The organism is Microbacterium sp. 71-23 (genome assembly GCF_001897265.1).
GTDB lineage: Bacteria > Actinomycetota > Actinomycetes > Actinomycetales > Microbacteriaceae > Microbacterium > Microbacterium ginsengisoli.
On record NZ_MKSL01000017.1, the window covers coordinates 432,942 to 453,686 of the forward strand.

Annotated in this window: 20 protein-coding genes; 18 read left to right on the forward strand and 2 right to left on the reverse strand. The window is 71.3% G+C overall.

Annotation, left to right across the window (positions count from 1 at the left end):
• Nucleotides 1-18: 18 nt before the first annotated feature.
• Nucleotides 19-900: a shikimate dehydrogenase gene (locus tag BGO15_RS08750; RefSeq protein ID WP_045248084.1), complete on the reverse strand. Its 882-nt coding sequence runs from the start codon at nucleotides 898-900 to the stop codon at nucleotides 19-21.
• Between the two features lie 82 nt (nucleotides 901-982).
• Nucleotides 983-1,612: a TetR/AcrR family transcriptional regulator gene (locus tag BGO15_RS08755; protein ID WP_235557347.1), complete on the reverse strand. Its 630-nt coding sequence runs from the start codon at nucleotides 1,610-1,612 to the stop codon at nucleotides 983-985.
• An 82-nt stretch (nucleotides 1,613-1,694) separates the two neighbouring features.
• On the opposite strand from BGO15_RS08755, the gene BGO15_RS08760 reads away from it, so the two are divergent.
• The 18 genes from BGO15_RS08760 to BGO15_RS08845 all read left to right on the forward strand — a co-directional run.
• Nucleotides 1,695-3,521: a bifunctional sugar phosphate isomerase/epimerase/4-hydroxyphenylpyruvate dioxygenase family protein gene (locus BGO15_RS08760; RefSeq protein WP_056208972.1), complete on the forward strand. Its 1,827-nt coding sequence runs from the start codon at nucleotides 1,695-1,697 to the stop codon at nucleotides 3,519-3,521.
• Nucleotides 3,518-3,976, forward strand: coding sequence for a type II 3-dehydroquinate dehydratase (locus tag BGO15_RS08765; RefSeq protein WP_045248087.1), 459 nt, complete (start codon nucleotides 3,518-3,520; stop codon nucleotides 3,974-3,976). Before BGO15_RS08760 ends, BGO15_RS08765 begins: the two co-directional genes overlap by 4 nt.
• 93 nt (nucleotides 3,977-4,069) lie before the next feature.
• The gene (gene efp / locus BGO15_RS08770; protein WP_045248088.1) at nucleotides 4,070-4,630 is read left to right on the forward strand and encodes an elongation factor P; all 561 of its coding nucleotides are present in this window, start codon (nucleotides 4,070-4,072) and stop codon (nucleotides 4,628-4,630) included.
• Nucleotides 4,631-4,633: 3 nt separating this feature from the next.
• Complete coding sequence (gene nusB / locus BGO15_RS08775) at nucleotides 4,634-5,044, forward strand: transcription antitermination factor NusB (protein ID WP_056208977.1); 411 nt, start codon at nucleotides 4,634-4,636, stop codon at nucleotides 5,042-5,044.
• Between the two features lie 85 nt (nucleotides 5,045-5,129).
• A complete protein-coding gene (locus tag BGO15_RS08780) occupies nucleotides 5,130-6,707 on the forward strand; it encodes a Rieske 2Fe-2S domain-containing protein (RefSeq protein ID WP_056208983.1) in 1,578 nt (525 codons plus the stop codon).
• A gap of 8 nt (nucleotides 6,708-6,715) precedes the next feature.
• The gene (locus BGO15_RS08785) at nucleotides 6,716-7,150 is read left to right on the forward strand and encodes a hypothetical protein (RefSeq protein WP_235557346.1); all 435 of its coding nucleotides are present in this window, start codon (nucleotides 6,716-6,718) and stop codon (nucleotides 7,148-7,150) included.
• Nucleotides 7,151-7,227: 77 nt separating this feature from the next.
• Nucleotides 7,228-7,761 (forward strand): bifunctional pyr operon transcriptional regulator/uracil phosphoribosyltransferase PyrR, encoded by a 534-nt coding sequence (gene pyrR / locus BGO15_RS08790; protein ID WP_045248091.1) that lies wholly within the window; start codon nucleotides 7,228-7,230, stop codon nucleotides 7,759-7,761.
• Nucleotides 7,762-7,766: 5 nt separating this feature from the next.
• Nucleotides 7,767-8,744, forward strand: a complete 978-nt coding sequence (locus tag BGO15_RS08795; protein ID WP_056209237.1) for an aspartate carbamoyltransferase catalytic subunit — start codon at nucleotides 7,767-7,769, stop codon at nucleotides 8,742-8,744.
• Nucleotides 8,741-10,051: a dihydroorotase gene (locus BGO15_RS08800; RefSeq protein ID WP_056208988.1), complete on the forward strand. Its 1,311-nt coding sequence runs from the start codon at nucleotides 8,741-8,743 to the stop codon at nucleotides 10,049-10,051. Before BGO15_RS08795 ends, BGO15_RS08800 begins: the two co-directional genes overlap by 4 nt.
• A complete protein-coding gene (locus BGO15_RS08805; protein ID WP_045248093.1) occupies nucleotides 10,048-10,566 on the forward strand; it encodes a PH-like domain-containing protein in 519 nt (172 codons plus the stop codon). Before BGO15_RS08800 ends, BGO15_RS08805 begins: the two co-directional genes overlap by 4 nt.
• Nucleotides 10,563-11,717: a glutamine-hydrolyzing carbamoyl-phosphate synthase small subunit gene (gene carA, locus BGO15_RS08810; protein WP_056208992.1), complete on the forward strand. Its 1,155-nt coding sequence runs from the start codon at nucleotides 10,563-10,565 to the stop codon at nucleotides 11,715-11,717. Before BGO15_RS08805 ends, carA begins: the two co-directional genes overlap by 4 nt.
• Entirely contained in the window at nucleotides 11,717-15,004 is a 3,288-nt protein-coding gene (gene carB, locus BGO15_RS08815) for a carbamoyl-phosphate synthase large subunit (RefSeq protein ID WP_056208995.1), read from the forward strand. Before carA ends, carB begins: the two co-directional genes overlap by 1 nt.
• Nucleotides 15,001-15,849 (forward strand): orotidine-5'-phosphate decarboxylase, encoded by an 849-nt coding sequence (gene pyrF / locus BGO15_RS08820; protein ID WP_056208997.1) that lies wholly within the window; start codon nucleotides 15,001-15,003, stop codon nucleotides 15,847-15,849. The genes carB and pyrF overlap by 4 nt, the downstream gene beginning before the upstream one ends.
• A complete protein-coding gene (gmk, locus tag BGO15_RS08825) occupies nucleotides 15,846-16,760 on the forward strand; it encodes a guanylate kinase (RefSeq protein WP_056518567.1) in 915 nt (304 codons plus the stop codon). Before pyrF ends, gmk begins: the two co-directional genes overlap by 4 nt.
• 43 nt (nucleotides 16,761-16,803) lie before the next feature.
• The gene (rpoZ, locus tag BGO15_RS08830; protein WP_045248098.1) at nucleotides 16,804-17,058 is read left to right on the forward strand and encodes a DNA-directed RNA polymerase subunit omega; all 255 of its coding nucleotides are present in this window, start codon (nucleotides 16,804-16,806) and stop codon (nucleotides 17,056-17,058) included.
• Between the two features lie 84 nt (nucleotides 17,059-17,142).
• Nucleotides 17,143-18,336 (forward strand): methionine adenosyltransferase, encoded by a 1,194-nt coding sequence (metK, locus tag BGO15_RS08835; RefSeq protein ID WP_056208999.1) that lies wholly within the window; start codon nucleotides 17,143-17,145, stop codon nucleotides 18,334-18,336.
• Between the two features lie 10 nt (nucleotides 18,337-18,346).
• The gene (locus BGO15_RS08840) at nucleotides 18,347-20,335 is read left to right on the forward strand and encodes a primosomal protein N' family DNA-binding protein (protein ID WP_235557345.1); all 1,989 of its coding nucleotides are present in this window, start codon (nucleotides 18,347-18,349) and stop codon (nucleotides 20,333-20,335) included.
• 55 nt (nucleotides 20,336-20,390) lie between these two features.
• Nucleotides 20,391-20,745, forward strand: a 355-nt coding sequence (locus BGO15_RS08845; RefSeq protein WP_286748041.1) for a methionyl-tRNA formyltransferase, incomplete at its 3' end; no start/stop codon positions are given.

A 20,745-nucleotide genomic window follows, 5' to 3' on the forward strand; every position in this document is an offset into this window, starting at 1 on the left:
CCGCGTCTGCCGGTCGGCTCAGCGGGCGAGGATCTCCTCGGAGGTGACGAGGTCGCGGAAGTGCCGGGTCATGCGTCGGGGGTCGGGACGCACGCCGGTGATCAGCTCGAAGGCGTCGACCGCCTGGTGCACCGCCATCTGGCCGCCGTCGAGCGTGCGGCAGCCGCGCTCGCGAGCGGCGTCCAGCAGGGCGGTGCGCAGCGGGCGGTAGACGATGTCGGCGAGCCAGGTCTGCGGGCGCAGCAGCGCGGGGTCGAACGCGGTGCCGGGGTGGGCGGCCATGCCGAGCGGGGTGCAGTTGACCACTCCATCGGCGCGGGCGAGCAGGTCGGCCGCCTCGGCGGGCGTCCCGGGGCGCACCTCGGCGTGGGGGTGCCGTTCACCGGCGCGCACCGCCAGGGCGGCCACCCGCTCGATGTCGAGGTCGACGATGGTCAGCTCGCGCACGCCGTCGCGCAGCAGTGCGTCGGCGACGGCGGAGCCTGCACCGCCGGCGCCGAACTGCACGACCCGCTCCCGGGGGACGCCCGGCAGCCCTTCACGCAGGGCCGCGGCGAAGCCGGTGGTGTCGGTGTTGTAGCCGAGCCGGCCCTCGGCGGTCAGCAGGACGGTGTTCACGGCGCCGAGCGAGGCGGCGACGGGGTCGACGTGGTCGAGGTGGGGGAGGACCGCCTGCTTGAAGGGGTGGGTGATGTTGAGCGCGTCGAAGCCGAGGCGCTCGGCCCAGGCGAGGATCTCGCCGAGCTCGGTCACGCCGAGGCCGAGGAGCGCCGTGTCGATCGGGCGGTAGACGTAGGGAATCCCGAGGGCGGTGGCCTCCGCCATGTGCATGGGCGGGGTCAGCGAGGGGGTGACACCGTCGCCGACGAGGCCGACCAGGAAGCGTCGATCGCTGTGCACGGTACTCCTTCGTCCGAAGCGTTTGTACTAACTAGTACGTTCGCAGTGAACACGACAACATCCGACGTGTCAAGCACCGGTGTCAGGGAGTCGTGCGCAGCCAGCCGACGACCACGTCGCCGATCATGCTGCGCAGGTGCGCACGGGTCGCGGCATCCGTGAAGTCGATGTCGAAGAGCTGCCCGAACGTGTGGCGGTTCGCGACCTGGAAGACGCAGTAGGCGCTGATGACGAGGTGCACGTCAAGCGCGTCGACGTCGCTGCGGAACAGGCCGGCATCGCGGCCGCGCGCGAGGATCTCGTCGAGCAGCGACTTGGCAGGCTGCGACAGCGTGCGCAGCGACGGGATGCGGGAGATGGATGTCCCGCGGTGGATGTTCTCGATCGCCACCAGCCGGATGAACGCCTCGTGCGAGACATGATGGTCGAAGGTCAGCTCCGCGAGCTGGCGCACCGCGGCCACCGGGTCCGTGTGATCGACGTCGATCCCGCGCTCCGCCTCGCGAATGCCGCGATAGGCGTCTTCGAGCACGGCGAGGTAGAGGCCTTCCTTGCTGTCGAAGTAGTAGTAGATCATCCGCTTGGTCGTGCGGGTGCGGCGGGCGATCTCGTCCACGCGGGCGCCGGAGAAGCCCTCTTCGGCGAAGACCTCGGTCGCGACGGCGAGCAGTTCGGCCTTGGTGCGTTCGGGGTCGCGGCGCACGTCACTCACGCCGTCAGAGTATCCGAGCGGGATCGGGGGAGTCGGGAACGGCATACCGCCGGGAATGTACCGAGTGGTACATTCCCTGACCATGGAGACCTCGATCGCAACGGTGTGCATCAGCGGGCCCCTCTCCGCCAAGCTCCACGCCATCGCCGCCGCCGGTTTCGACGGCATCGAACTGTTCGAACCCGACCTCATCGCCGCGCCCGAGAGCCCAGAGGAGATCCGGGCGCTGGCCGCACGACTCGGCCTGCGCATCGACCTCTACCAGCCGCTGCGCGACGTCGAAGGGATCTCCGAGGAGGAGTTCGCCCGGGTCCTCCACCGCGCCGACGCGAAGTTCGCGCTCATGCAGCGGCTCGGCGTCGACTCGGTGCTCGCCTGCAGCAACGTCGCGACCGCCGTCACCGACGACCTGGACGTCAGTGCCGCGCAGCTGCGGCGCCTCGGCGAGCTCGCCGCGGGCCGCGGCATCCGGATCGCCTTCGAGGCCCTCGCCTGGGGACGCCACATCGACGACTACCGCACCGCCTGGGAGGTCGTCCGGCGCGCCGATCATCCCGCCGTCGGCGTGTGCCTCGACTCGTTCCACATCCTGTCCCGCCGCACCCCGCTGGAGGGCATCGCGGAGATCCCGGGCGACCGCATCTTCTTCGTGCAGCTCGCCGACGCACCCGCCCTGTCGCTCGACGTGCTCTCGTGGAGCCGGCACCACCGCCTGTTCCCGGGCGAGGGGGCGTTCGAGCTGGCGGACCTGACGCGCCGCGTCCTCGACGCCGGATACCGCGGTCCGCTGTCGCTCGAGGTGTTCAACGACACCTTCCGGCAGACCGACCCCGTGCGCACCGCCGCGCAGGCCCGCCGCTCGCTGCGCTGGCTCGAAGACGCCGTCGCGCGCATCGACCCGGACGTTCCCGACCTGCAGCTCCTGCCGGACTCCGCGGCGCCCGCCGGGGTCGCGTTCGTGGAGATCAAGGGCGAGGACACGAGCCGCTTCGACCGTGTGCTCGCCGCGGCGGGCTTCACCGCCCACGGCCGCCACCGCTCCAAGGCGGTCACTCTGTGGACCAGCGGGCGCGCCCGCATCGTGCTCAACGAGGAGCGCGCCGCGGGTCTCGCGCCGCGCATCGCCGCCGTCGGCTTCGACGTCGACGATGCCGACGCCGTCACCCGCCGGCTCACCGCCCTGGGGGTGCCGCGCGTCGACCGGCGCCGGCTCGCCGATGAGGCCGACCTGCCCGGCACCATCGCACCCGACGGCACCGAGGTGTACTGGAGCCAGGCGGCCGACGCCGGCGACCCGGAGTGGGCCGCCGAGTTCGGCCCGGTGCAGCGCTCCGCTGCACACGGCGTCACCCGCGTCGACCACGTGAGCCTCACCCAGCCCTGGCAGGCCATCGACGAGACCCGGCTGTTCCTGTCCGCCGCCTTCGCACTGGAGCCGCAGGGTTCCACGGATGTCCCGGGTCCTGCCGGACTCGTGCAGAGCCACGTCTTCGGCTCGCCCGACGGCGCCGTGCGTCTCCCGCTGAACGTCGCGCCGCCGTTGTCGGCCGAGGCGGGCCGCGACGGCGGGCCCGTGCAGCACATCGCCTTCGCCTGCGACGACGTCATCGCACTCGCGCGCGCCCTCGCGGACGCCGGCGTCGCGCCGCTTCCCGTCCCCGCGAACTACTACGACGACCTCGCCGCCCGGTTCGCACTTCCGGAATCGACGCTCGACGGGCTGCGCGCGGCATCCGTGCTCTACGACGCCGACGCCGACGGTTCCTACCTGCACGTCTACACACGCACGACCGGCGGCGTGTTCTTCGAGTTCGTCGAGCGCCGCGGCCACTACGACGGATACGGCCCCCAGAACGCCGCCGTCCGCCTCACGGCGCAGCAGCGCGCCGCTGATAGGTTCGGCGCATGACCGCCCCGCGCCGCATCCTGCTCGTCAACGGCCCGAACCTGAACCTGCTGGGCGTGCGGGAACCGGCGATCTACGGCCACGAGACCCTCGCCGACGTCGAGCGTCTCGTGACGGATGCCGCGGCCTCCCGCGGCTTCGAGGTCACCGCCGTGCAGTCCAACCACGAGGGCGTGCTGATCGACGCGATCCACGAGGCGCGCCTCACGGCGGCGGCGATCGTCATCAACCCCGGCGGTCTCACCCATACCTCCGTGGTGCTGCGCGACGCGCTCAGCGGGGTCGCCCTGCCGGTCGCCGAGGTGCACGTGTCCGACGTCTACGCCCGCGAGGCGTTCCGGCACCACTCGTACGTGCACGACGTCGCCGTCGTGCACGTGATCGGAGAGGGCGTCGCCGGCTACGTGCGCGCGACGAACCTGCTGCTCGACGTCGTGACCGGTCGCGCCGAGGGCTGATCCTCGGAATCACCCGGGCCACGGGGCATCCGTTAGACTCTCGTGTCGGCCGTCTCGGCCTCGCACCCACACGAAACGGAAAAGCGCACCCTCATGGCATCCACCGCAGACATCAAGAACGGCGTCGTCCTGAACATCGACGGTCAGCTCTGGAGCGTCGTGGAGTTCCAGCACGTCAAGCCCGGCAAGGGCGGCGCGTTCGTGCGCACCAAGCTGAAGAACGTGCTCACCGGCAAGGTCGTCGACCGCACGTTCAACGCGGGCGCCAAGGTCGAGATCGAGAACGTCGACCGCCGCGACTTCCAGTACCTCTACAACGACGGCGACAGCTTCGTGTTCATGGACGTCGCCGACTACGACCAGATCAACGTGGCCGCCGCGACGGTCGGTGACGCGGCGAACTTCCTGCTCGAGAACCAGCAGGTGCAGATCGCGCTCAACAACGGCAACCCGCTCTACATCGAGCTGCCCGCGTCCGTCGTGCTCGAGATCACCTACACCGAGCCGGGCCTGCAGGGCGACCGCTCGTCGGCCGGCACCAAGCCCGCCACCGTCGAGACCGGCTACGAGATCCAGGTGCCGCTGTTCCTCGAGACCGGCACGAAGGTCAAGGTCGACACCCGCACGGGTGACTACCTCGGCCGCGTCAGCTGACGCGTGAGCGCCCGTTCGAAGGCGCGCAAGCGCGCGCTCGACATCCTGTTCCAGGCGGATGTGCGCGGTGAGGACCTTCCCGCCGTGCTCGCCGCGGAGGCCAAGCGCGCGGCGAGCGAGCCCGCCCGCGAGGGTTCCTGGCTGTACGCCCGCGACATCGTCGACGGGGTGATCGACAACGCCGACCAGATCGACGAGCTCATCATCACCCACGCCCGCGATTGGAAGCTCGACCGCATGCCCGCCGTCGACCGCGCCCTGCTGCGCATCGCCACGTGGGAGATCGTGTTCAACAGCGAGGTGCCCAGCGCCGTCGCGATCGACGAGGCGGTCGAGCTCGCGAAGGAATACTCGACCGACGGCTCAGGCTCGTTCGTGCACGGCGTGCTCGCCCGCATCTCGCGCGCCGTCTGAGCGCCCACGCCGCGCGTTTTCCCGGCCGCGGCACCCCGGCGCGCCGAACCCGCGTGCCTAGACTCGACTGCGGAAGGGAGAGCGCATGCGCATCACGGGCCTCGGCCACGCCGGCATGTTCATCGAGACCACGGGCGGCAGCATCCTCTGCGACCCGGTCATCGGCCCCTCGTTCTTCGGATCGTGGTTCCCGTTCCCCGACAACCGCGGGCTCGACTGGGAGCGGTTCGGCAACGCCGACTTCCTCTACGTCTCGCACCGGCACCGTGACCACTTCGACCCACAGCTGCTGCAGCGCTACGTGCCCCGAGACATCCGCGTGCTCCTGCCCGAGTACCCGACCGACGACCTCGAGGTCGACCTTCGCGCCCTCGGATACGAGAACATCGTCTACACGCAGGCGGGCGTTCCCCTCGTGTACGACAACGGCCTGACCATCATGGTGACCCCGCTGCGCGCCCCGAGCGACGGCCCGATCGGCGATTCGTCACTGAGCGTCGACGACGGCACCGCGAGCATGCTCAACCAGAACGACGCCCACCCGCTCGATCTCGAGAAGCTGCTCGCCTTCTCCCACCCCGACGCCTACTTCACCCAGGTGAGCGGCGCGATCTGGTGGCCGATGGTCTACGACCTGCCCCAGGACGCCAAGCAGAACTTCGCGGGGCTCAAGCGCGACGCCCAGAACAAGCGGGCGATGTACTACATCGACAAGGTCGCCGCCGAGCACGTCTTCCCGATGGCCGGCCCGCCGATGTTCCTGCGCGAGGAGCTGTTCCGCTACAACGGCTACGGCCTCGAGGACGACTCGATCTTCACCGATCAGCAGCAGTTCCTCGACCACATGGCCGAGGTCTCTCCCGCCCAGAAGGGCTACCGGTTCGTGCCCGGCACCCAGGTCGACCTCGCGGGCAGCGAGATCCAGGTGACGCAGACCCTGTACACCGAGGCGGAGATCGAGCGCATCTTCTCCGACAAGTGGACCTATCTCGCCGAGCAGCGCGACGCCCGTCAGGACGAGGTGCGCGCCGAGGAGGCGCAGCGCGCCGCCGTGCTGCCGCCCGCGGAGATGCTCGCTGCGCTTCAGGAGTGGTGGGAGCCGCTGCTGCGCCGCGCACGCACCATCCGCAACGGCGTCGGCGGCAACGTGCGATTCCGCATCGGCGACCTCGACATGGTCGTCGACTTCCCCAAGGCGAAGGTGCGCGAGTACGCGGGAGAGGAGTGCGTGTACTGGTACACGATCCCCGCCGACCTCGTCTCGACGAACATCGCCGACCACGAGATCGACTGGTCGAACTCGATCTTCCTGTCGATGCAGTTCGAAGTCGGACGCGCCGGCAAGTTCAACGAGTTCCTCACCACCTTCCTCAAGTGCCTCTCGCGCGACCGCATCGAGTACGTCGAGAACTGGTACGCCGAGCAGTCCGACCAGACCGAGGACACCGAGCTCGACGACTGGGTCGTGCAGCGCCGCTGCCCGCACCTGCGCGCAGACCTCACCAAGACCGGCAAGATCGAGGACGGCGTGCTGACCTGCTCCCTGCACGATTGGAAGTGGGATCTCGCCTCCGGCCGCTGCCTCACCTCGCAGGGCCACCCGATCCGCGCCCGCCGCGCCGACGAGACGGCGAGCCCCGAAGCCGCCTCAGCGTCGGTCTGAGCGTCCGAGTGAGCACGGCCCGCGGCATCCGTCGCCTCGACCCCCTGCACGTCGTCGACGTCTTCGTCTACGTCACCGTGCTGAACCTCGCGGCCCAGTGGGTGCCGCAGGTGATCACCGAGTCGTTCACGACGTCGCTGTTCACCGCCATCGTGCTCAAGCTCGTGCTCGAGGCCGTGCTGTGGCTGAAGAAGGCCGTGCTCACGCGACTGAAGTCGGCCTCGACCTGGCCTCGCCGCGTCGTCAGCATCGTCGTGCTGGTGCTGCTGCTGCCCGGCAGCAAGCTCGTCGTGCTCGAGCTCATCCACCTGATCTTCGGCGATGCCGTGGCCCTCGGGGGGTTCTTCCTCGTGACCGCGCTCATCATCGTGCTCATGCTCGCGCGCCGCGGCGTGCGGTGGCTGCTCGCGCCGCGGGGCGCGTCGGCGCCGATCACCGACTGAGCGCCGATCACCGGCTAGGCTGGACACACCGAAGCAACCTTTAACCCCGTCCCGTGAGGCGGAGAAGGGAGCGGCTGATGAGCGAGCGCACCGTTCTGCAGGGCGCGGACATCACCAGGGCTCTGACGCGCATCTCCCACGAGATCCTCGAGACCCAGCGCGGTGCCGACGACCTGGTCGTCCTCGGCATCCCGACGCGCGGCGTCGCCCTCGCCCAGCGCATCGCGACGAACCTGGCTGCCATCTCGGGCACCCCGGTGCCGGTGGGCGCCCTCGACGTCACGATGTACCGCGACGACCTCGCGCAGCATCCCACCCGCGCGCCGCAGCGCACCGACATCCCCGCCACCGGCATCGACGGCAAGACGGTCGTGCTGGTGGACGACGTGCTGTTCTCGGGCCGCAGCATCCGCGCCGCCCTCGACGCCCTGCAGGACATCGGCCGCCCCGCCGCCGTGCGCCTCGCGATCCTCGTCGACCGCGGCCACCGCGAGCTGCCGATCCGCCCCGACTTCGTCGGCAAGAACCTGCCGACCTCCCGCGACGAGCGCGTCAACGTGCGACTCGTCGAGCACGACGGCGAGGACGCCGTCACGATCGAGGGGGAGTGACCGGGATGCGCCACCTGCTCGACACGCAGCACCTCTCCCGTGAGGATGCGCTGACGATCCTCGACATCGCCGAGGACATGGCCGACACGCAGCATCGCGAGGTCAAGAAGCTGCCGACCCTGCGCGGCAAGACCGTCGTGAACCTGTTCTTCGAGGACTCGACGCGCACGCGCATCTCGTTCGAGGCCGCCGCGAAGCGCCTGTCGGCCGACGTCATCAACTTCTCCGCGAAGGGGTCGAGCGTCTCGAAGGGCGAGTCGCTCCAGGACACCGCGCAGACCCTCCAGGCGATGGGTGCCGACGCGGTGGTCATCCGCCACGGCGCGTCCGGCGCCCCGCGCACCCTCGCGACGAGCGGGTGGATCACCGCGGGGGTCGTCAACGCGGGCGACGGCACGCACGAGCATCCGACCCAGGCGCTGCTCGACGCGTTCACGATCCGCCAGCGCCGGTTCGGCGACGACAGCCGCGGGCGCGACCTCGCCGGGGTGAAGGTCACGATCGTCGGCGATGTGCTGCACTCCCGCGTCGCGCGGTCGAACGTCTGGCTGCTCACGGCCCTCGGCGCCGAGGTCACCCTCGTCTCGCCGCCGACGCTCGTACCGCAGGATGTCTCGGCCTGGCCCGCGACCATCTCCTACGACCTCGACTCGGCGATCGCCGCCGGGCCCGACGCGCTCATGATGCTGCGCATCCAGCTCGAGCGCATGAGCGCCGCGTATTTCCCGACTGAACGGGAGTATTCCCGCCGCTGGGGACTCGACGCGACGCGGCTCGCGGCGCTTCCTGCCGATAGCATTGTGATGCACCCCGGCCCCATGAATCGCGGCCTCGAGATCTCGGCGGATGCCGCCGACTCGCCCCGGTCGACTGTGCTCGACCAGGTTCGCGCGGGCGTGTCGGTGCGCATGGCGGTGCTCTACCTGCTCCTGAGCGGGCAGGCCGACCACGACGACGAGCAGAAGAAGGAGGACGAGCGATGACCGGCCTTCATCTGATCCGCGGCGCACGACTCGCCGACGGCACGACCACCGACATCCTCATCGAAGACGGCCGGATCGCGGAGCTCGGCATATCGCTGTCGCGCGCCGGTGCCGCGGTGATCGACGCCGACGGACTGCTCGCTCTGCCGGGACTCGTCGACCTGCACACCCACCTGCGCGAGCCCGGCTACGAGGCGTCGGAGACGGTGCTCACCGGTTCCCGCGCGGCCGCCGCCGGCGGGTACAGCGCCGTCTTCGCGATGCCGAACACCTCGCCCGTCGCCGACACGGCGGGCGTCGTCGAGCAGGAGCTCGCTCTCGGCGAGCAGGCGGGCTACGTCACGGTGCAGCCGATCGGCGCCGTCACCGTCGGCCAGAAGGGCGAACGGCTCGCCGAGCTCGGCGCCATGGCCGACTCGCGCGCCCGGGTGCGCGTGTTCAGCGACGACGGCTCCTGCGTCTGGGACCCGCTCATCATGCGACGCGCGCTCGAGTACGTGAAGGCGTTCGACGGCGTCATCGCCCAGCACGCCCAGGACCCCCGGCTGACCGCGGGCGCCCAGATGAACGAGGGTGCCGTCTCGGCGGAGCTGGGACTGGCCGGATGGCCGGCGGTCGCCGAGGAGTCGATCATCGCCCGCGACGTGCTGCTGGCCGAGCACGTCGGCTCCCGCCTGCACGTCTGCCACCTCTCGACGGCCGGCTCGGTCGACATCATCCGCTGGGCGAAGCGGCGCGGTGTGAACGTCACCGCCGAGGTGACTCCGCACCACCTGCTGCTGACCGACGAGCTGGTGCGCGGCTACGACGCGCGCTACAAGGTGAACCCGCCGCTGCGCACCGCAGACGACGTGCAGGCGGTGCGCGAGGGGCTCGCCGACGGCACGATCGACATCGTCGCGACCGACCACGCGCCCCACCCCGCCGAGGCGAAGGCCTGCGAGTGGCAGGCGGCCGCGAACGGCATGGTCGGCCTCGAGTCCGCCCTGCGCGTCGTGCAGCAGTCGATGGTCGACACCGGGCTCCTCGACTGGGCCGATGTCGCGCGGGTCATGAGCGAGACACCGGCCCGCATCGGCCGCCTCGCCGGGCACGGCCGCCCGATCGCCGTGGGGGAGCCCGCCCACCTCGCGCTCTACGACGCGGCCGTCACCTCGACCTTCGGCCGGGACGACCTGCGCGGGCGCAGCCGCAACTCGCCCTACCTCGACCGGGAGCTCCCGGGCCGCGTGGTCTGGACCTTCCACGCCGGCATCCCGACCGTCGCCCACGGCGACCTCGTCGACCTGACGAAGGAGTTCGCATGACCCAGCAAGGCGCCCTCCTTCTCATGATCGGCCTCGCCCTCGTGCTCATCGGCCTGATGGCGTGGGGCTGGTGGCGACGAACCCGTCGGGACTCCGGCATCGCGGTACCGCTGGCCGACCCCGCCGCCGAGATCGACGAGCGCGCGCGCTTCGACGTCTTCTACGTCGCCACGACCGTGCACGAGCGTCCCCTCGAGCGCCTCGCCGCCCGTGGCCTCGCCTACCGGGCGCCGGCGACGCTCGTCGTCACCGACCGCGCGCTGCTGCTCGCGATCGCGGGGGAGCCGACCGTCGAGCTCACCGCGTCGCGCGTCGTCGACGTCGCCCAGGCGACGGTGGCGATCGACCGCGTCGTCGAGCGTGAGGGCCTCGCCCGCATCACCTGGACGCTCGACGACGGCACCCCGGTCGACACCTACCTGCGTGCCCGCGACGCCTCCGCCAAGGTGCTCGCCGACGCGGTGCGCCCCCTACTGACCTCATCCCCCTCGACCCCCGCAGGAAGCGACGCATGACCAGGTTCCACACCGAACCCGCCGTTCTCGTCCTCGAAGACGGCACCCGCCACACCGGACGCGCCTACGGCGCGCGCGGCACCACCATCGGAGAGGTGGTCTTCACGACCGGCATGACCGGCTACCAGGAGACCCTCACCGACCCGTCATACGCCGGCCAGATCGTGCTGCAGACAGCCCCACACATCGGCAACACCGGCATGAACGGCGAGGACCCCGAGTCGCGCCGCATCTGGGTCGAGGGCTACATCGTGCGGGACCCGTCGCGCGTCGTCTCGAACTGGCGTGCCGACGAGTCCCTCGACGCGGCGCTCGAGCGCGACGGCATCGTGGGCATCAGCGGCATCGACACCCGCGCGGTGACCCGCCACATCCGCTCGGCCGGGTCGATGCGCGGCGCGATCTTCTCGGGTGAGGCGGCCGGGCTCGGCGACGACGAGCAGCTGCGCATCGTGCGCGAGGCGCCGCAGATGGCGGGGCGCAACCTGTCGGCCGAGGTGTCGGTCGCGAGCGTCGAGGTGACGCCGGCGACGACCGAGCGCATCGGCAGCCTCGCCGTGCTCGACCTCGGCGTCAAGCAGGCGACGATCGACAACCTCGCCGCGCGCGGCTTCGACGTGCACGTCTTCCCGCAGTCGGCCACGCTCGAGGAGATCCGCGCGATCGGGCCGGTCGCGGCGTTCTACTCGAACGGCCCCGGCGACCCCGCGGCATCCGATGCCCACGTGGCGCTGCTGCGCGGGCTGCTCGATGACGGACTGCCGTTCTTCGGCATCTGCTTCGGCAACCAGCTGCTCGGCCGCGCTCTCGGGCTCGGCACCTACAAGCTGCCCTTCGGCCACCGCGGCATCAACCAGCCGGTGCTCGACAAGACCACCGGCAAAGTGGAGATCACCGCGCAGAACCACGGCTTCGCCGTCGACGCGCCGATCGACGCGGTCATCGACAGCCCGAACGGCTACGGCCGCGTCGAGGTGAGCCACGTCGGTCTCAACGACAACGTGGTGGAGGGCCTGCGCGCGCTCGACATCCCCGCCTTCAGCGTGCAGTACCACCCGGAGGCGGCGGCCGGCCCCCACGACGCCAACTACCTCTTCGACCGATTCCGCGACCTCGTGATCGCGCAGCAGACCCAGAAGGGCGCCGCCTGATGCCCAAGCGCGACGACATCCGCTCCGTCCTCGTCATCGGCTCCGGCCCGATCGTCATCGGCCAGGCGTGCGAGTTCGACTACTCGGGCACGCAGGCCTGCCGCGTGCTCCGCGAGGAGGGCGTGCGCGTCATCCTCGTGAACTCGAACCCGGCCACGATCATGACCGACCCCGACTTCGCCGACGCGACCTACATCGAGCCGATCACCCCTGCGGTCATCGAGTCGATCATCCGCAAGGAGAACCCCGACGCGATCCTGCCGACCCTCGGCGGGCAGACCGCGCTCAACGCGGCCATGGCGCTGCACGAGCGCGGCATCCTCGAGAAGTACGACGTCGAGCTCATCGGCGCCAAGGTCGACGCGATCAAGCGCGGCGAGGACCGCCAGATCTTCAAGGAGCTCGTGCTCGAGGCGGGGGCGGATGTCGCGGCATCCGTCATCTGCCACTCGATGGACGACCTGCTCGCCGGCGCCGAGAAGCTCGGCTACCCGCTGGTCGTGCGCCCCTCGTTCACGATGGGCGGGCTCGGCTCGGGCTTCGCGTACGACGAGGCCGATCTGCGGCGCATCGGCGGCGCGGGCCTGCACGACTCGCCCACGCACGAGGTGCTGCTCGAGGAGTCCATCCTCGGGTGGAAGGAGTACGAGCTCGAGCTCATGCGCGACGGCAACGACAACACCGTCGTCGTCTGCTCGATCGAGAACGTCGACCCGGTCGGCGTGCACACCGGCGACTCGATCACCGTCGCACCGGCGCTCACCCTCACCGACCGCGAGTACCAGAAGCTGCGCGACATCGGCATCGACATCATCCGCGCCGTCGGCGTCGACACCGGCGGCTGCAACATCCAGTTCGCGGTGAACCCCGACGACGGCCGCATCATCGTCATCGAGATGAACCCGCGCGTGTCGCGCTCGTCGGCGCTCGCGTCGAAGGCCACCGGCTTCCCGATCGCGAAGATCGCCGCGAAGCTCGCCATCGGCTACCGCCTCGACGAGATCCCGAACGACATCACGAAGGTGACGCCGGCGAGCTTCGAGCCGACGCTCGACTACGTCGTCGTGAAGGTGCCGCGCTTCAACTTCGAGAAGTTCCCCGCCGCCGACACGACGCTCACGACCACCATGAAGTCGGTCGGCGAGGCGATGGCGATCGGCCGCAACTACGCGACCGCGCTGCAGAAGGCGCTGCGCTCGCTCGAGAAGCGCGGCTCCAGCTTCCACTGGGGCACGGAGACCCGCTCGGTCGACGAGCTGCTCGAGATCGCCCGGACCCCGACCGACGGCCGCATCGTCGTCGTGCAGCAGGCGCTCCGCAAGGGCGCGACGCTCGAGCAGGCCTTCGAGGCGACGAAGATCGACCCCTGGTTCCTCGACCAGATCGTGCTCATCAACGAGGTCGCCCAGTTCGTGGCCGACGCCGCCGAGCTGGATGCCTCGACCCTCCGCATCGCGAAGGAGCACGGCTTCAGCGACGCCCAGCTGGCCGAGCTCCGCGGCATCGCCGAGGCGGAGGTGCGCGGCATCCGTCACGCCCTGAACGTGCGTCCCGTCTACAAGACCGTCGACACGTGCGCGGGGGAGTTCCCGGCGCTCACGCCCTACCACTACTCGAGCTACGACGCCGAGACCGAGGTGACGCCGTCGGATCGCACCAAGGTCGTCATCATCGGCTCCGGCCCGAACCGCATCGGACAGGGCGTGGAGTTCGACTACTCGTGCGTGCACGCGTCGTTCGCCCTCGCCGACGCCGGCTACGAGACCGTCATGGTCAACTGCAACCCCGAGACCGTCTCCACCGACTACGACACGAGCGACCGGCTCTATTTCGAGCCGCTGACCCTCGAGGACGTGCTCGAGGTGTTGCACGCCGAGAGCCGGTCGGGGGAGATCCTCGGTGTGATCTGCCAGCTGGGCGGTCAGACGCCGCTCGGGCTCGCGAAGGGCATCGAGGAGGCGGGCTACCGCATCCTCGGCACGAGCCCCGAGGCCATCGATCTCGCCGAGGAGCGCGAGCTGTTCTCGCGCCTGCTCGACGAGGCCGAGCTCGTCGCCCCGCGTCACGGCACCGCGATCGACGTCGACGGCGCGATCGCGGTCGCAGAGGACATCGGCTACCCGGTGCTGGTGCGCCCGAGCTTCGTGCTCGGCGGCCGCGGCATGGAGATCGTCTACGACACGGCGAGCCTGCGCGACTACTTCGACCGCATCGCCGACCAGGCGATCATCGGCGCCGGCCGTCCGCTGCTCGTCGACCGCTTCCTCGACGACGCGATCGAGCTCGACGTCGATGCGCTCTTCGACGGCGAACAGCTGTACATCGGCGGCGTGATGGAGCACCTCGAGGAGGCCGGCATCCACTCCGGCGACTCGTCGTGCACGCTGCCGCCCGTCTCGCTCGGCCGCACCGAGATCGACCGCGTGCGCGAGGCGACCCTCGCGATCGCGCGCGGCGTCGGCGTGCGAGGCCTGCTGAACGTGCAGTTCGCGATCAGCGCGGGCGTGCTCTACGTGATCGAGGCCAACCCGCGCGCGAGCCGTACGGTGCCGTTCGTGTCGAAGGCCCTGGGCATCCCGCTCGCGAAGGCGGCGGCGCGCATCATGGCGGGCGCGTCCATCGCCGATCTGAAGTCCGAGGGCCTGCTGCCCGCCCAGGACGGCTCCCGGGTGCCGCTCGACGCCCCCGTCGCCGTCAAGGAGGCGGTGCTGCCGTTCAAGCGCTTCCGCACCCGCGACGGCCAGACCGTCGACTCGGTGCTCGGTCCCGAGATGCGCTCCACCGGCGAGGTCATGGGCATCGACCGCGACTTCCCGACGGCGTTCGCGAAGAGCCAGGATGCCGCGTACGGCGGCATGCCGCTCGAGGGCACCGTGTTCATCTCGGTCGCCGACGCCGACAAGCGCGCCGTGATCCTCCCGGCGCACCGCCTGCAGGAGCTCGGCTTCGCGCTCGTCGCGACGGAGGGCACCGCCGAGATCCTGGCGCGCAACGGCATCCGGGTGGAGGTCGTCGAGAAGTACTCCGCCACCCAGGAATCCGGTGAGCAGAACATCGTCGACCTCATCAACGACGGACGCATCGACATGATCGTCAACACCCCCTCGGGCGGTCTCGCCCGTGCCGACGGCTACGAGATCCGTGCGGCGGCCGTCGCGGCCGACAAGGCGCTGTTCACCACGATGGCGGTGCTGGGCGCGGCGGTCAGCGCCATGCCGGCACTGCGCGAGGGCTTCGCGGTGAAGAGCCTGCAGGAGTACGCGGCCGATCGGGCGGGACGCCTGTGACGACATTCGGTCAGCGCCTCTGGCAGGCCCTCGACACGCACGGGCCGCTCTGTGTGGGCATCGACCCGCACGAGAGCCTGCTGCAGTCGTGGGGTCTGCCGGTCTCGGCCGACGGCGTGCGCGAGTTCGGCCTGAGGGTGGTGGATGCCGCGGCCGGCCGTGTCGGCGTCGTGAAGCCGCAGGTCGCATTCTTCGAACGCTTCGGCTCGCGCGGCTTCGCGGCACTCGAGGACGTGCTCGCGGCGGCGCGGGCGGCGGAACTGATCGTGATCGCCGATGCGAAGCGCGGCGACATCGGCTCGACGATGGACGGCTACGCGGCCGCCTGGCTCCAGCCGGGGTCGCCGCTCGAGGCGGACGCGGTGACGCTGAGCCCCTATCTCGGGCCGGACTCGCTGCAGCAGACGCTCACCTTCGCGCTGCGGCACGGCAAGGGCGCGTTCGTGCTCGCGGCGACGAGCAACCCCGAGGCGGAGCCGGTGCAGACGGCGGTCACCGCCGATGCGGCCGCCGAGGAGGGGGAGCGGGTCGCCGCCCGCGTCGCCCGCGACGCCGGCTGGCACAACGTGGGGCTTCCGGGCGCGCTCGGCTCCGTCGGCGTCGTGATCGGCGCGACCGTGACCCGTTCACGCTTCGGACTGAGCGACATCCTGCTCGCCGGCACGCCGATCCTCGCCCCGGGCTTCGGGGCGCAGGGCGCCGACCCGGCCGAGCTCGGCCGCCTGTTCGGCTACGTGTCGTCGCAGGTGATCGCGAACGAGAGCCGCAGCGTGCTCGCCGTCGGCCCCGACCGGCTGGCCGAGCGCATCGCCGAGCGGGCGGCGCTCTACGGGGCGCGCTCGTGACCGAGCATCGCACCCCGCCGGAGGTCGACCGGGTCGCGGCATCCCAGCGCGCCGTCGAGGTGCGCCGCGCCCGGGCGAGCCTGAAGCGCGACCTGTCGTTCCGGGTCGTGACCGGCCAGGAGGTGCTGCGCCGCGCGATCGCCGACCCGCAGTCGCCGTCGGGCACCCTGCGCATCACCGACTTCCTCACCGCGCTGCCGGCGATCGGCGAGGGCAAGCGCGACCGGGTGCTGGAGGAGCTCGCCATCTCACCCGTGAAGCGGCTCGGCGGCCTCGGCGCGCGTCAGCGCGAGGTGCTCGCAGGCTGGCTCGACGAGCGGTTCCCCGAGCCCCGGCCCCGCCGCGGACGCAGCCGCCTCATCGTGCTCGCCGGGCCCACCGCGGTCGGCAAGGGCACGGTCGCGACCTACATCAAGGAGCACTTCCCCGAGATCCTGCTGTCGGTGTCGGCGACGACCCGGCCGCCGCGCCCGGGTGAGGTCGAGGGGGAGCACTACTTCTTCACCGGCGAGCTCAGCTTCGACCGGCTCATCGAGTCGGGGCAGTTGCTGGAGTGGGCGACGGTGCACAACAAGTACCGTTACGGCACCCCGCGCGGCCCCATCGAGGAGGCCCTCGCCGCCGGCCGCACCGTGCTGCTCGAGATCGACCTGCAGGGTGCTCGCCAGGTGCGTCAGGCGGCGCCCGACGCGACGCTCGTGTTCCTGCTGCCGCCGAGCTGGGACGAACTGGTGCAGCGTCTCGTCGGCCGCGGCACCGAGGACGCGGAGGAGCGAGAGCGCCGCCTGCGCACGGCGAAGGTGGAGCTCGCCTCCCAGAACGAGTTCGACTACCGCGTGGTGAACCAGGATGTCGCCGCCGCCGCGCGCGAGGTCGTAGAATTGGCGAAGGCTTCCGCGCCCGCTTCGTAGCGCGCCGTCTTCCGCCGTCATCCCCGAACCAGGAGGTTTCGCCATGGCAGGGACCAATCAGGGCATCATCGACCCGCCCATCGACAGCCTTCTCGAGAAGGTCGACTCCAAGTACCAGCTCGTGATCTACGCGTCGAAGCGCGCCCGTCAGATCAACGACTACTACTCGGACCTGCAGGAGGGCAACCTCTTCGACAACGTGGGCCCGCTCGTCGACTCGACCATCGAGGACAAGCCGCTCACGATCGCGATGCACGAGATCCACGAGGACAAGCTGCGGCTGCGTCCCGCCGAGTAACACCCGCCTTCTGCACCGCGGCCCCGTGACATGATGTCCGGGGCCGCGCGCATGATGGCGTTCCCATCTTCTCCAGGAGCTTCGATGAGCCAGCTGCGACTGTTCACCTCCGAGTCCGTCACCGAGGGGCATCCCGACAAGATCTGCGACCAGATCTCGGACAGCATCCTCGACGCCCTCCTCACCGTCGACCGCGACGCGCGTGTCGCCGTCGAGACGCTCGTGACCACGGGGCTCGTGCACGTGGCGGGCGAGGTGCGCACGTCGGGCTGGGTCGACATCCCCGGCATCGTGCGCGGAGTCGTGAACCGCATCGGCTACACCTCGAGCGACACCGGCTTCGACGGCGACTCCTGCGGGGTCAGCGTGTCGATCGGCGAGCAGTCGAGCGACATCGCGCACGGTGTGGATGCCGCGCTCGAGCACCGCGAGTCCGGCTCGAACGACCCGATCGAGCTGCTCGGCGCAGGCGACCAGGGCATCATGTTCGGCTACGCCACGAACGAGACGCCGCAGTACATGCCGACCGCCATCTGGACGGCGCATCGCATCGCCGAGCGTCTCGCCGAGGCGCGTCGCTCGGGTGCGCTGCCGTTCCTGCGGCCCGACGGCAAGACGCAGGTGACACTCGGCTACGAGGGCGCCGTGCCGCGCACGGTCGAGACCGTCGTGCTCTCGACCCAGCACCAGCCCGACATCTCGCAGAAGGCGCTGCGCGCCGCGGTGCAGGCGGAGGTCATCGACCCGGTGCTCGAGCTGACGGGTCTGGCGACGACCGACGTGCAGTACTTCATCAACCCGGCCGGGCCTTTCGTCACCGGTGGCCCGAAGGGCGACGCGGGTCTGACGGGCCGCAAGATCATCATCGACACCTACGGGGGAGCGGCGCGGCACGGCGGCGGCGCCTTCAGCGGCAAGGACCCGTCGAAGGTCGACCGCTCGGCCGCCTACGCGCTGCGCTGGGTCGCCAAGAACGCGGTCGCCGCGGGTCTCGCCGACCGTCTCGAGGTGCAGGTCGCCTACGCGATCGGCAAGGCCAACCCGGTGGGCCTCTACGTCGAGTCGTTCGGCACGGGGCACGTTGCCGACGAGCACATCGTCGCGGCGATCCGCGAGGTGTTCGATCTGCGTCCGGCGGCGATCATCGAGCAGCTCGATCTGCTGCGCCCGATCTACGCGCAGACGGCGGCATACGGCCACTTCGGCCGCGAGCTGCCCGACTTCACCTGGGAGCGCACCGACCGCGTCGACGCGCTCCGCGCCGCTGCCGGACTCTGACCGCGACGCCGTGACGAGCGATGAGCCGCGGCGGCTGACGGTCGCGCGCGTCCTCGTCGACTCTCCGCTGCCGCAACTCGACCGCCTGTTCGACTACGCGGTGCCCGCGGAGCATATGGATGCCGCGACCCCCGGCGTGCGCGTGAAGGTGCCGCTGCGTACCGCGGGTCGCGTAGTCGACGGGTTCATCGTCGAGATCGCCGAGGCTGTCGCGCCCGAGCGTCCGCTGTCGGAGCTCGAATCGGTCGTGTCGTCGGTCGCCGTGCTGCCGGCATCGCTCTACGCGCTCGCCCGTCGCGCGGCCGACCGGGCCGCCGGGTCGGCGTCCGACATCCTGCGTCTCGTGGTGCCCAAGCGCATGGTGCGGGCGGAGAAGGCGTGGCTCGCCCGTCCCGCGCCCGAGGTCCCGCACGTCGACGCCGAGCGACTGCGGACGGCCCGCGGCATCCTGGCCGACTATCCGACGCTCGAGGGCGCACTCGCGCAGGGCGCGCGGCTCGCCGTCGACGCCCCACCCCGACCCTCGCGCCTCGGCGACGGCACCGACGTGGGCGCCTGGGCCGTGCTGCTCGCCGCCGCGGCGACCGTCACCCTCGCCGAGGGTCGCAGCGCGGTGCTGGTCGTGCCCGACTATCGCGACCAGGAGCAGCTGCTGGCAGCCCTCGCCGACCTCGCCCCGGCCGACGCCGTGGTGCGCGACGATGCGCGCGAGAGCGGGCCGGAGCGGTACGCCGCCTACCTCCGCATCCTCGCCGAGGCCCCGTGCATCGTGGTGGGCAAGCGCTCGGCCGCCTACGCTCCCGCGGCGCGCACGGGGCTCGTGGCGCTCTGGGACGACGGCGATCCACTGCTCGCCGAACCCCTGAGCCCCGGGGTGCACGCGCGCGACGCCGCCCTGGTGCGCCAGGAGCTCGAGGGCCACACGCTGCTGTTCGCGGGTCACACCCGCACAACCGACGTCGAGCGGCTGGTGCAGCTCGGCTGGGTCACCGACGTGCCCGCGCGGCGCCGCGTGTCGCCGAAGGTCGTGCTGAGCGCACCCGACGACGCCGCATCGCGCGCCCGCATCCCGTCGTCCGCGTTCGCGGCGATGCGCGAGGGGCTGCGTCAAGGACCGGTGCTCGTGCAGGTCGCGCGCCCCGGCTATGCGCCGGTCGTCCTGTGCGCCGAGTGCCGGCGCCCCGCGCGCTGCCTGCACTGCGGCGGCCCCCTGCGGGCCGACGCCCCGCGCGGCGTGCCCGAGTGCGGCTGGTGCGGCCGTCGCGCGCACGGCTGGGCGTGCCCGCACTGCGCGGGCAGCACCTTCCGCCTCGCATCGGCGGGGACGGAGCGCACCGCCGACGAGCTCGGCCGCGCGTTCGCGGGCATGCGGGTGATCGTGGCCGACGGCGCCCACCCCCGTGAACGCGTCGACGACGCACCCGCCCTCGTGATCGCGACGCGCGGCGCCGAGCCGATCGCCGCGGGCGGATACCGTGCGGTCGTGCTCCTCGACGGCGAGCGGATGCTGCTCGCCGAGGATCTGCGCATCGGCGAGGCGTGCCTGCGCTGGTGGGCGAACGCGGCGGCCCTCGCGCGGCCCGGCGCGCCGGTGCATCTCGTCGGGGTGACCGGGCCCGCCGCACGGGCGCTCGCCACCTGGACGCCGGCGGCCTACGCCCGCGCAGAGCTCGCCGAACGCGCACCGCTGCGCATGCCGCCGACCGTGCGCATCGTGCGCATCGAGGGCACGCCCGAACGGGTGCAGCAGGCGGTGCAGGATGCCGCGGCCCACGCACCCCTTCCCGCCGACGCCCTGCTCGGACCCGTCGCGCTCGACGACGGGCGCGTGCGGGCGCTGCTGCGCGTCGACTACGCCGCCGGCGCCGACACGATGCGGTCGCTGCGCGCGAGCGTCGTGGCCGCGGCGATCTCCGGGCGACGCCCGCCGAAGGGGCGACCACCGGTGCCGCGCAATACACTGAACGTCCGGGCCGACCTTCTCGACGTCGACCTGTGACCCGCTCGACGACCCAGTGTCGCGATGCCCGCGGTCGTCCACGAACAGGGAGCCCATGCGTCTGATCTTCGCCGGTACGCCGGCGGCCGCGGTGCCGTCTCTGCGTGCCCTTGCGGCCTCCTCGCACACGATCGCGACGGTCGTCACGCGCCCGGATGCCCCGATCGGCCGCAAGCGCGTGCTCACCCCGTCGCCGGTCGCGGCGACCGCCGACGAGCTGCAGCTGCCGACGCTCAAGACCCGTCGCCTCGACCCCGAGGCATCCGCTCATCTCGAGGCCCTCGACGCCGATCTCGGCGTGATCGTCGCGTACGGCGGGCTCGTGCGCGAGCCGCTGCTGAGCGCCCCGCGCCTCGGCTGGATCAACCTGCACTTCTCGCTGCTCCCGCGCTGGCGGGGCGCCGCCCCGG

What these genes read in the sequence shown, in the direction of transcription:
- BGO15_RS08800 (WP_056208988.1), top strand. Translation starts at nt 8,741, where the DNA reads ATGACCGGCCTTCATCTGATCCGCGGCGCACGACTCGCCGACGGCACG.
- BGO15_RS08805 (WP_045248093.1), top strand. Translation starts at nt 10,048, where the DNA reads ATGACCCAGCAAGGCGCCCTCCTTCTCATGATCGGCCTCGCCCTCGTG.
- BGO15_RS08780 (WP_056208983.1), top strand. Translation starts at nt 5,130, where the DNA reads ATGCGCATCACGGGCCTCGGCCACGCCGGCATGTTCATCGAGACCACG.
- rpoZ (WP_045248098.1), top strand. Translation starts at nt 16,804, where the DNA reads ATGGCAGGGACCAATCAGGGCATCATCGACCCGCCCATCGACAGCCTT.
- carB (WP_056208995.1), top strand. Translation starts at nt 11,717, where the DNA reads ATGCCCAAGCGCGACGACATCCGCTCCGTCCTCGTCATCGGCTCCGGC.
- metK (WP_056208999.1), top strand. Translation starts at nt 17,143, where the DNA reads ATGAGCCAGCTGCGACTGTTCACCTCCGAGTCCGTCACCGAGGGGCAT.
- BGO15_RS08760 (WP_056208972.1), top strand. Translation starts at nt 1,695, where the DNA reads ATGGAGACCTCGATCGCAACGGTGTGCATCAGCGGGCCCCTCTCCGCC.
- efp (WP_045248088.1), top strand. Translation starts at nt 4,070, where the DNA reads ATGGCATCCACCGCAGACATCAAGAACGGCGTCGTCCTGAACATCGAC.
- BGO15_RS08765 (WP_045248087.1), top strand. Translation starts at nt 3,518, where the DNA reads ATGACCGCCCCGCGCCGCATCCTGCTCGTCAACGGCCCGAACCTGAAC.
- BGO15_RS08795 (WP_056209237.1), top strand. Translation starts at nt 7,767, where the DNA reads ATGCGCCACCTGCTCGACACGCAGCACCTCTCCCGTGAGGATGCGCTG.
- carA (WP_056208992.1), top strand. Translation starts at nt 10,563, where the DNA reads ATGACCAGGTTCCACACCGAACCCGCCGTTCTCGTCCTCGAAGACGGC.
- pyrR (WP_045248091.1), top strand. Translation starts at nt 7,228, where the DNA reads ATGAGCGAGCGCACCGTTCTGCAGGGCGCGGACATCACCAGGGCTCTG.